The 10,153-nt window shown below is 66.2% G+C and carries 7 protein-coding genes; 3 read left to right on the forward strand and 4 right to left on the reverse strand.

Annotated elements, in window-relative coordinates; all coding sequences use genetic code 11:
* The coding region (locus tag U9979_RS23235; RefSeq protein ID WP_322780956.1) for an SCO2524 family protein at nucleotides 1–1,085 on the reverse strand (1,085 nt) is incomplete at its 3' end.
* 400 nt (nucleotides 1,086–1,485) lie between these two features.
* Entirely contained in the window at nucleotides 1,486–2,697 is a 1,212-nt protein-coding gene (locus U9979_RS23240) for an NAD(P)/FAD-dependent oxidoreductase (RefSeq protein ID WP_322780957.1), read from the reverse strand.
* Nucleotides 2,698–3,010: 313 nt separating this feature from the next.
* On the opposite strand from U9979_RS23240, the gene U9979_RS23245 reads away from it, so the two are divergent.
* Nucleotides 3,011–3,550: a hypothetical protein gene (locus tag U9979_RS23245; RefSeq protein WP_322749117.1), complete on the forward strand. Its 540-nt coding sequence runs from the start codon at nucleotides 3,011–3,013 to the stop codon at nucleotides 3,548–3,550.
* Nucleotides 3,551–3,759: 209 nt separating this feature from the next.
* Entirely contained in the window at nucleotides 3,760–4,251 is a 492-nt protein-coding gene (locus U9979_RS23250) for a shikimate kinase (protein ID WP_322780958.1), read from the forward strand.
* Between the two features lie 23 nt (nucleotides 4,252–4,274).
* Here U9979_RS23250 and U9979_RS23255 read toward each other — a convergent pair whose 3' ends face one another.
* A complete protein-coding gene (locus tag U9979_RS23255; RefSeq protein WP_322780959.1) occupies nucleotides 4,275–4,811 on the reverse strand; it encodes a hypothetical protein in 537 nt (178 codons plus the stop codon).
* A gap of 382 nt (nucleotides 4,812–5,193) precedes the next feature.
* On the opposite strand from U9979_RS23255, the gene U9979_RS23260 reads away from it, so the two are divergent.
* Complete coding sequence (locus U9979_RS23260) at nucleotides 5,194–8,661, forward strand: AfsR/SARP family transcriptional regulator (RefSeq protein WP_322749114.1); 3,468 nt, start codon at nucleotides 5,194–5,196, stop codon at nucleotides 8,659–8,661.
* A gap of 56 nt (nucleotides 8,662–8,717) precedes the next feature.
* Here U9979_RS23260 and U9979_RS23265 read toward each other — a convergent pair whose 3' ends face one another.
* Nucleotides 8,718–9,602, reverse strand: a complete 885-nt coding sequence (locus tag U9979_RS23265) for a NifU family protein (protein ID WP_322780960.1) — start codon at nucleotides 9,600–9,602, stop codon at nucleotides 8,718–8,720.
* Between the last annotated feature and the right edge of the window lie 551 nt (nucleotides 9,603–10,153).

Raw genomic sequence — 10,153 nt, forward strand, 5'->3', positions numbered from 1 at the left:
TAGTCCGACTCCTTGCCGTCGGAGGTCTGCCACGGGATGTTCTCCAGCGGCCACGCCTGATCACCGAATCGGGCGATGGTGGACCAGTACCGTTGAGTGAGGTCCCAGCGAATCTGCAACGCCTCGGCCAAACGCCGCTGCTCATCGTTGAGGAGGCCTAGCTCGCGAGTCCGGGGTGAGAGGAGGTCGTTGATACCGTCGAGCGCCACAACCGTGAAATACAGATAGGGTCTGGCTTCGGCAACACCGGAACGTTGCTGAAACCCGTCACTTACAAAGTCGATCCGCCCGGCGTTCTGTGCAATTCCCCAGGCCCATCCGCATTCGAACAGCAGATTCTCGTTGTCGAGGCCGACGTCGGAACCCACCCCGATCCGGACGTCGTCCCGTAGTCTGGCACGGACCCGGGCGAGGTTGTTCCGCAGTTCCTGGAGCACTATGCGTTCTGAGACTCCCGCCGCGTTCATCATATGGAGCATTGCGCGGCCGTACGGATCGTCCGGTTCGACGGTCTTCACTACGAAGCTGCGCAGGAGCCCCAGCATGGCCGCGGTGAGTCGGCGACTCGTCGACGCCTCGATCTCTTCGACCTTCCGTCTCACCTCGGGGCGGCGCTCGACAGTCGGCTTGTAGACACTGATGAAACCCAATGCCGCAAGGCACAAGGTCACCGACATCGAGTAGGCGTCGACGACGTCGAGCTCGAGCTGCTCGGCTGTGGCCGCAGGCTGTGGCCCGCTGGCCTCCCGCCGGAGGTAGCGGCCGCCGGTGAAGACGGGCTCCCCCTTCTCGTCCGAGTACCTGCCGATGTAGTCACCAAGTATCTCGACGATAACCCGAGGTATGCGATTGCTGTCGCCCAGTGGTTTCAGCGTGGTTCGCACATCGTCGGCGATGGCATCCGGGCGGTCGAGCGCCAGGTTTTCGATCGTGGTCGCCGGATAGAGGATGCATAGAAGCTGCTCGGCATCACTGATCGAGTTGGACTCGTCCCTCCCGCCCCAGACCCAGGTTCCGTCCTGGTAGGCGGTCGCCAGCACCGCGCGCCAGATGTCAAGGATGTGTTGCCTTGGCTGAATCCTCACCGTAGCCGTCCAGAATAGGTTTGAGGCGTTATGCTCAGGCGGCCGCGAATAGACTGCACAGTTCCGTAACCGTATGAGTACGCTTGCAATGTACCAGGGAAGCTGCTGACCTTCGTCGCCGGGACCGTCCCCTTCGGCGTGGCCTGTACGCTCCGAAGCCGGGCGCAAACGCGAAAGGTGGCCCTGCGGGTGGCTTTGGACCGCCCGTACCGGGCATCGTCGCACGAGCTGACTGTGCTCGCGGTGCGGCCCGGATCATCGCGTCGCTCGTCGGGCAACCGTCCAGGAGTCGGCTCGACCAGTGGCGGCAAGCGCCGACCTCCGCTACCTCTGCAGTCCACTGAACTTCACACCTTGAAGCTAGCGAGTTGGACGCACGGGGAGACAACCGGGATGACCGCTATTGCACATGGGACGGCGGATGTTCAACCATACGCGCCGTATGGTCACCCATGAACCTCGCCGGCTTGCAAAGATCAAGGGCGTCCTGCTGTTCAATGGTGAGGTCACGCCCGTCGAGGAGCGAGCAGACCAGTTCGGCGGTGGCGGGGGCGAGCGTCACTCCAAGGCCGAAGTGACCGGTAGCTGCGATCACTCGTGCGTCCTCCGTCACGGGGCCGATGATCGGGTGCTGGTCCACGGTGGCTGGCCGGACGCCGGACCAATGGCGCTGTACCGTCCAGGAACGAGCGGTCGGGACCAGCGCGGTGACTCCCGCGAGTACAGATTCGTAGCCTGCTCTGGAGGGAATGCTGTCCGGTATTCCGTACTCGTACGTCGCGCCCGCGGCCACCCGTCCGTCCACGCGCGGGACCAGGTATGCTGACTTGATTCCCTCCGCTGTCTCGATTTTGGCGTACAGCTGGAAACGAAGGGGATAGCTCGCTACCCGAGGTACCTGGAACTCCATTGCCTGTCCCTTTACGGGAAACATCGGATCGACGGTGCGAGCCGGCAGTAACTGGCCGCTACCCAGCCCCGCGGTGAGCACGGCGTGACGACAGCCGAGCATCTTTCCGCCCTTCACGCGGATCATTATGCTGTCCGGTGTGCTCCTCATCTCCTCCACCGTCGCACCGGTGAGGACGGTGACACGCGGATCCCGTCGCAGTACGGAATCGAGCGCGGAAAGCAGGCGAACGGGCTCCAGGGACGCTTCCCGCGGCAGCAGGAATGCGCCCTTTGCGCGCCGCGTGAGCAGCGGCTCCAAGGCCTGAAGCTCGGCTGGGGAGCACGGTACGACCTCGACGCCGCGCGAGATCCATTCCGGCAGCAGCACGCAGCCGAGCCGGTCGAGTTCGGTACCCGACAGTGCCACCTGGAGCAGACCTGCGGTATGCAAAGGTATTGACACGGCGGCTTCGTTTTCGATCTCCCGCAGCCAAGCCGGATAAAGCGCGCGACTCTGATCCGCGAGAAGACTCAGGCTTGCTCCGCAGATGTCGTCACTCTGCGGCGTAATCCCTCCTATTGCCGCCGACGAAGCCATCGCGCCGAGCGAACGGGCTTGATCTACGACCGCAATCCGCTCGAATAGGGAGCGCGCCTGGTAGGCGACCGCGCAACCGATGACCCCTCCGCCGACAACGATGAGGTCGAACTGCGTGCTCACCCGGCCTCCTGTTACGGATTGCTACCACAGGTGTCGTCGTGCGAATCTGTGGGCGTGTCATGAAGTGTAATCCCGATCGAGTCCAATGCCGTGAATTTTGCGATGTCCGCCCTTCTGCCCTGGTCCTGGTCCTAAGTCCTGGTCCTGAGTCCTGGTCCTCGCACCTCGCGATGTCCGTGCCCCGGACTCGCTCCTTGATCGTCATCCGTTATGCGGGTGCATCCAGCGGGGGGAACGGGCATGGGCGCGGCCTGGCCGGGCACGTTGGTAGCACATCGGTCGCACGTACATCGGTCGCAAGCTCGGAGGCGTCATGGCGGACAGCGACGGCCGGACCGGCACCGTCAGTTCGATCGGCATCAACCGTGGGCCCGATTCTGAGCCGACGCCACTCGGTATCTATCTGAATGACCATTTGGCGGGTGCTACCAGTGGTCTTGAGCTGGCCCGCCGCGCGGCCCGGTCGCAGCGCGGTTCAGCGGCCGGGGATGTGCTCGAGCGACTGGCGTCCGAGATCGCGCAGGACCGTACCGCGCTGCTCGACATGATCAGCGCTCTCGGTCTCCCCGCGCGACAATACAAGGTCTATACAGGTTGGGCGATGGAGAAGGTCGCCCGGCTCAAGCTCAACGGTCAACTCCTGCGGAACTCACCGCTGCGTACGGTCATCGAACTGGAGTCGTTGCGGCTCGGCGTGGAGGGCAAGGCGATGGCGTGGCGCACGCTGCGTGCGGTGGCCGAACGCGACGCCCGCCTTGACGCCGCGCAACTCGATCAGCTGGTAGGCCGGGCGCGGCGGCAAGAAGACGATCTTGAAGGTCTTCGGATGGATACCGTCCGGAGGCACCTGTGACCATCTCCGGCGATGCGACAGAACCACGATCGCATCGCCTTTGGCCCGTCAGCTACCCGGGGACTTCGGCCTCCGGCGATGCGACAGAACCACGATCGCATCGCCTTTGGCCCGTCAGCTACCCGGGGACTTCGGCCTCCGGCGATGCGACAGAACCACGATCGCATCGCCTTTGGCCCTCTGGGCGACGGGTCTTCCTTGTCGGCCTCATGGGGGCGGGTAAGTCGACGGTCGGTACAGCTTTGGCGACGCTGCTGGGCTGCCGGTACCTGGACAACGACGTGCTGCTCACCCAACAGGCCCAGGCCGGCCCGCGGGAGCTGGCCACGGCCGGGCCGGCGGCTCTGCACGACCATGAGTCCCGCCAGCTGCGGACACTGCTGGAGCTGCCAGGGCCGTTTGTCGCGGGTGTCGCCGCGAGTGTCGCCGACCGCCCGCACGACATGGCGCTGCTGGCCGCCGCCGGATGGGTCGGCTACCTTCGGGCGACCCCACGGACGCTGGCCGGACGGGTGGGAGGGGGAGCTGGCCGGCCGTGGCTGGACGACGATCAACAGGCTGTCCTGGAGTCGATGTTCGCTGCCCGCGACCGCGTGTATCGACGCACAGACTATGTGGTGGACACCGACGGCCGCGACGCGGAGGAGATCGCGGCCGAGATCGCGGCCGCGCTGGCATCCCGGTTCGCCACGGACCGGTAGCCGACCCCCCGGTTGCTCCGCGATCATCTGAGTGGCGGGACGGCTGGTCCGTCGACCAGGATGAGGAACCAGCCGAGAGCCAGCAGAAGATCATATTCATGTAGTGATGGGGCTCCGTCGGACGGGCCGACCAGGATCCTGCGTCCGCCGAGCACGATCGCTATCCCATCCCGGGCAAACAGCACCATGTTATGCCCGTCGATCCGTGGCACGCCGGTGGCGTGGGCGACGAAACCCCGGGCGAAACCCTGCCGGTTAGGTATGATCCAACGCAGCCAGCGGTCTCCGGTCAGTTTGACGAGGGCTCCCCCGCGTCCCTGCTGGAATTCCGCGAGCGTGTCGCCGGTCGACCCGAGCGCGACCCGCAGGCCGCCGTGGCGGGTTTCCACGACCATCAGATGCTTTCGGACCTTGCATGTGATCCGACCCTGCGCACGCCAGTCTTTCCGCATCTGGGCGATCGCCTCGTCGTCGACCCGGAGCGCGAACTGGTCTCCTGTCGCGGTGACCGGCTCCCAGGTGAATTCCGGCACCATCGCGCAGTCGGAGTGAACCGTCATCATGTTGCCCTCCTGCCGGGCCGTCTCGGAACGTCGACCCGTCTGTTTCCATTGAAAGACCCGCTGGTCAGCAGCTGATCAGGGCCGCGAACGTGGCAGCTGGGTGAACGACGGGGTCGGCGGGGGTCGGCGTGGGCCGGCGGGGGCCGGCGGGGGCCGGCGGGGGCCGGCGGGGTTGTGCCGCGGCGACCGGGTCCTGACCGGGTCCTGACCGGGTCCTGACCGGGGTCCTGTCGGACACGGGGGCGGGTGCTCCTGGTGCCGGTGGCCGGCAGTTGCCTCCGGCTTGCCACGGCCTCGTGTTGCACACTGGTTGGAGGTGGTATTTAAGTAGTGTGATCATGTAATGGGCGATGTGCGTTGTTTCGCGAGACAGGATGACATGGAGTTTCGGGTTCTTGGATCGCTCGAGATGGTGCGCGACGCCACGCATGTCCCGATCGGTGGTCCGCAGCGCCGGCTGTTGCTCGCGGCTCTCCTGTCCGAGGCGAACCGCCCTATCCCCGACCGGGATCTCCTCCGCGCCATGCAGGGCGATGGCGGTTGGCACGAAGAGCATCGGCGCGAACACCTGCATCGGCTGCGGGTGCATATTCTCGGTCTTCGGCGGGTGTTGGGCCAGTCCAACGGCCAGCCCCTGGCGCGGGACGCCGGCGGGTACGTTCTCCAGGTCGGGGCGGACGAGCTCGACGAACTGGTTTTTCTCAGACTGGTTGAGCAGGCCCGGCGGCTGCGGGATTCCAAGGACGTGGCGAGCGCTGCCGACCGGGTGGACGAGGCATTGGCGCTCTGGCGTGGGGAACCATTGGCAGATCTTGAGAGGCGTCCCTTTGTCGAGCGTTATGCGGCCCGGTTGGGCGAGCTGCGACTGCATGCGGAAAAGGAAAGGGCCGCCGCATATCTGGCGGCCGGTCGGCACGGGCCGCTTGTACCGATACTGCGCCGGCTGCTCGTCGAGAACCCGGCCGACGAACGCCTTCAGCTTGATCTGTCGCTGGCCCTTTACCGCGACGGTCGCCGGGAGGATGCCGCCGCCGTCTGCCTGGATGCGTTGCGCCGATCCCGTGATCGTGGAATCGAACCCACCGCGATGCGGGAAAGGCAACGGGCGATCCTCGCGGACGAGCCGTCCCTTCGTTGGGCCGCGCCGGCTGAACAGGTTCGGCTGGGAGCCGTGCCGCGCCATCCCGTGCCGTCCCAGCTTCCCGCGGGCACGAGGAACTTCACCGGTCGGGAGAAGGAGGTTGCCGATCTCCTCGCCTTGTTCGAAGCGGAGGACGCCGGTGCGGGCGTAATCGTCTCGGCAATAGCCGGGCAGGCAGGCGTCGGTAAGACGGCACTCGCCATTCACGTCGCCCATCAACTCCGGGGTCGGTTTCCCGACGGTTTCCTGTATACGAACCTGCAGGCCACACCGGACTCGCCGGCCGAACCTTCGACGGTTCTGGTGTCGTTTCTGCTGGGGCTGGGAGTGTCACGCGAGCACATAGGGGACGATCCGCAGGTGCGGGCGGCGCTGTACCGTTCAACCCTCGACGGCAAACGGCTGCTCGTCGTTCTGGACAACGCGACCGATGCCGAACAGGTGCGCCCGCTGCTCCCGGGGGCGGCATCCTGCGGGGTAATTATCACCAGCCGACGGGCACTTTCGAGTCTGGATGCCGACCATTTCGTGCTCGACGTCCTCGATTCCGACCCGGCGGTGGCGCTGCTCGCCAAGGTGGCACGCGGCGAGCGGGTCGCGGCTGAACTGGACGAGGCCCGTACGATCGTGGCGCTGTGTGGCTTTCTGCCACTGGCGGTGCGGATTGCGGGTGCGCGCCTCGCGCAGCGGCCCGATGCCAAGCTGCGGTCCCTGCGAGAAGAGCTCCAGGTTGCGCGTTTGAACGTGCTCCGGGTCGGTGATCTTGAGGTGCGGGCCAGCGTCGACCTGAGCTACCGGGGGCTACCGGCGGCGACCAGGCGGGCGTTCCGGCTGCTGTCCGTGCTGGAAACGGAGGACGTCAGCCCCCTGGCCGCGGCCGCACTCCTTGATCAGAATGTGCAGCAGGCCGCGGAGCTGCTGGAGGAGTTGGCGGTCGGGCACCTGATCGAGCGCCGGGCCGGAAACGGCGATGAGCCCCGCTACCGCTTTCACGACCTGCTGCTGTTGTTCGCGCGTGAGCGTCTCGCGCAGGAGGACTGCCCCGCCGACCGCTGCGCCGCGCTCGAGCGGGTGCTGGAGATGTATCTGGCCTGCGCGCAGGACGCTGCGAGCCGGCTGCACGCGGGTAGCCGCACCATCGTCCCCCGCAGGTCGCCGCCCCGGTGGCAACCGGGGGAGGATGGGGTGATCGAGGCCGCTGCGCGCAGTCCGATCCAGTGGTTCGACCGGGAGAGCAAGAGCGTTGTCGCCCTCGTCGAGCAGGCCGGGGCTGAAGGCTTTGATGAGATGACGTGGCTGCTGAGCGCCGCGATCGTCGACTTCCTCGAGATCGGCTCGCACTGGTCGTTCTGGCACCGGACCCATGAGGCTGCCCTTGCGGCCACGCTGCGCCAGCGCAGCCGGGAGGCCGAGGCGAATATGCGCCGTCATCTCGGGCAGCTTCGCCGACTGCAGGGGGACCGTGCCGGCGCGCGCACGCTGTTCGAGGCGAGCCTGGCCCTCTTTGTCGCGACGAGCTGGCCGATCGGTGAGGCCGCGGCGCGTCGCAACCTGGGTGAGCTCGACATCGAGGACGGCCGGATAGGCGAGGCAATTGATCATCTGCGCATCAGCAGGGATCTTTGCCGGGACTTCGGTATGACGTTCGGTGTGGCGCGGGCTCTGGAGACCCTCGGTCGGGCCTACCTCGCCGCGGACCGTCCTGCCGAGTCGTTGTCGTGCCTGGAGGCTGCGGTCGGTTACTGCGAGATGACCAGCAACCAGCTGGCCGTCGAGCGTGCTCGGATGGCCCTGGGATCGGCGTTCCTGCGAACCGGACGGGTCGACGACGCCATCGGGTTGCTCGGTGCTGCCGAGCGCTTCTTCCAGGCGGAGGGGCATCTGCCGTTGCGGGCCGAGGCCCTGCTGCTGCTGGGTGACGCCCACAGCCGAGGTGGCCGTGACGCCGAGGCATTCGCCTGTTACGACGCCTGTCTGTCCATCTTCCAGGAACGCGGCGACATGCTGAACGAAGCGAGAACTCTGGCCCGCCGCGGCCGGCTGCACTACTGGCGCGACGATGACCTACAGGCACGCGCGTCGTGGCGGCAGGCACTGGCATTATTCAATGATCATGAAGGTACGGAGGAATCCGAGGTCCGTGACTGGCTGGCACACGGCCCCGGTGACCGGCTTGAGCCGGCGACGGAACGCGTCCTCGACCACTTCGACCACGACGGGTTCATCCGGCGGGTAGCGGCGAGCGAGTACGTCGTCCGTATCCTCTCCACGTGGATCGAGCTTCTCGAAGATCGCCTGCGGGACTCCTTCCTCGCCGCGGTGCGGCACGCCCTCGACCGCGGGGCGTTGGTGCAGATCATGTTGCTGGACCCTGAGTCACCCGCTGCCGTCCAGCGCAGTCGGGAGATTGGCACGTTGCACGATGTCTGCGGGCTGGTCCGGGAGAATCTGCATCGTCTTCGGATCTTTATCGATGGGCTGGCCGCCGCGGATCGGGAACGTATCGCCGTCCGGGTCTACGCGGCGGCATCCACCGTTGCGTACTATCGCTGCGACGCCCGCGCCCTGGTTGCGACGTTTCCGTTGGGCGACTCGTCGTCCCGGACCACCCACTACGAGGTGCCGGTTGATTCGACGTTCGCGCAGTTCGTCGAGCAGCGCTTCGCAGAACTGTGGACATCCGGGAGTCGTCCGCTGGAATTCTGAGCCACCGGTGTGGGGTGGCTGCCGCTGCGCGGGGCAGATGCCCATACCTGTACCGGTCAGCTGTCGATGCGGATCCAGACCTGACCGTTGTCGATCCGAAGGGGAAGTTGTTCCAGCCGGGCGCCCGGCGCGTTGAGGCAGGTACCTGACCGCGCGTCGTAGCAGAAACCGTGCCGTGGGCAGGTGAGGGTGCCCGTGACCGGGTCCAGCTGCGCCACGTTGACGGGGAGTCCCTGATGGGCGCAGGCGTCACGATAGGCGGTGAGCTGACCGTCGTGGCTTATGACCACGACATCGGCTTCGGCGCCGTCGGCCCGTTCGAGGTGCAGTGCGGTGATCTGCTGGTGGGACAGCTCCGCGGTCGTGCCGACCGCCACCCAGCCACCGTCGCGGGTGCGGACGGGACCCAGCGGTATCAGCGTCGGTGGCGGCTCGCCGGCGAGCATCACCACCCGCGCGATGGACGCCACCCCGCCGACCAGAGCGTCCTTCACTACTTCACGCAGCGTAACGCCGGTCAGGGCGTGGCTGTTGCAGGTGCCGCTCACCCGCAGGAACGCGGTATCCCCGTCGACCCGGATCAGTTCCACGTCGCCGCCGTGGGCCCGCAGGTAGGGCCGAACCGTGTCGAGCGCGTGCAGCGATTCGGTCACCGGCGTGGGCTGGATGATCCCGTGCACCGAGAACAACAGGTGCACCATGGGGTCGTCCGCGAGCTCGAACAGCATCTCCCGGCCACGCGGGTCGCTGCGCAGTTTCCGGGCGATCGCGTTGATCGCACTGCCGTGGAGCGCTTCAACGGCGTGACGGAGCTGCTCGGCGTGCTGCCGCGCGGCAGGTTCCAGCTGCTGGACGGCGGTGGCCGCCTCCTCCAGGGCTTCCGACAGCGCGTCGAAACCGGGATCGTTCCGCTGCGGCCCGATCGGCCGGGTACTGCTCATCGCCGGACTCCTAGCGTGCGTGCTTCCTTGGGGTCGCCGGGTGCGCGAGGGAATTCGTTATTGCGCGGCTGTCAGCCGGCCGGTCCGCTTTCCCCTTTGTCCCGGTACGGACAAAACAGCGGGTACTTTCTCATGATCCCACAGGTTTGGCGGGTCGCCGCCGTAATCGGTTGGTCATATGACCGTCGTCACGCGCCAACCGCCTTGTGTTCATCTGTCGCGGTGGTCACATCGGTCAATTTCCTGACATTTCGTCCCGCCCGCGCTGCGTGGCTCGTTTGCTGAAGCGGTGAACAATCCCGTCGACGTGTCGCCGGTGTTGCGGGAACTAATGTCTCTATTGCCGGACAAAACCGGGCACACTCCGGTCGGCCCCGGCATCGAAACTTTCGGAAAGTATCCAACTGGCTACCATGCGTTCGAATTGACGCTCGTCACCTGCCATCATCGGGGCGAACCCGTCGTCCTCCGATTGGCGTCAGTCCGGTCCGGACCAGTTTGGAGAAGCGCATTAATTAAAACCTTAGTCGGTTGGGCCCGGCGGGCCCTTG

It is taken from the genome of Protofrankia sp. Cas4 (genome assembly GCF_963555915.1).
Classification (GTDB): domain Bacteria; phylum Actinomycetota; class Actinomycetes; order Frankiales; family Frankiaceae; genus Protofrankia.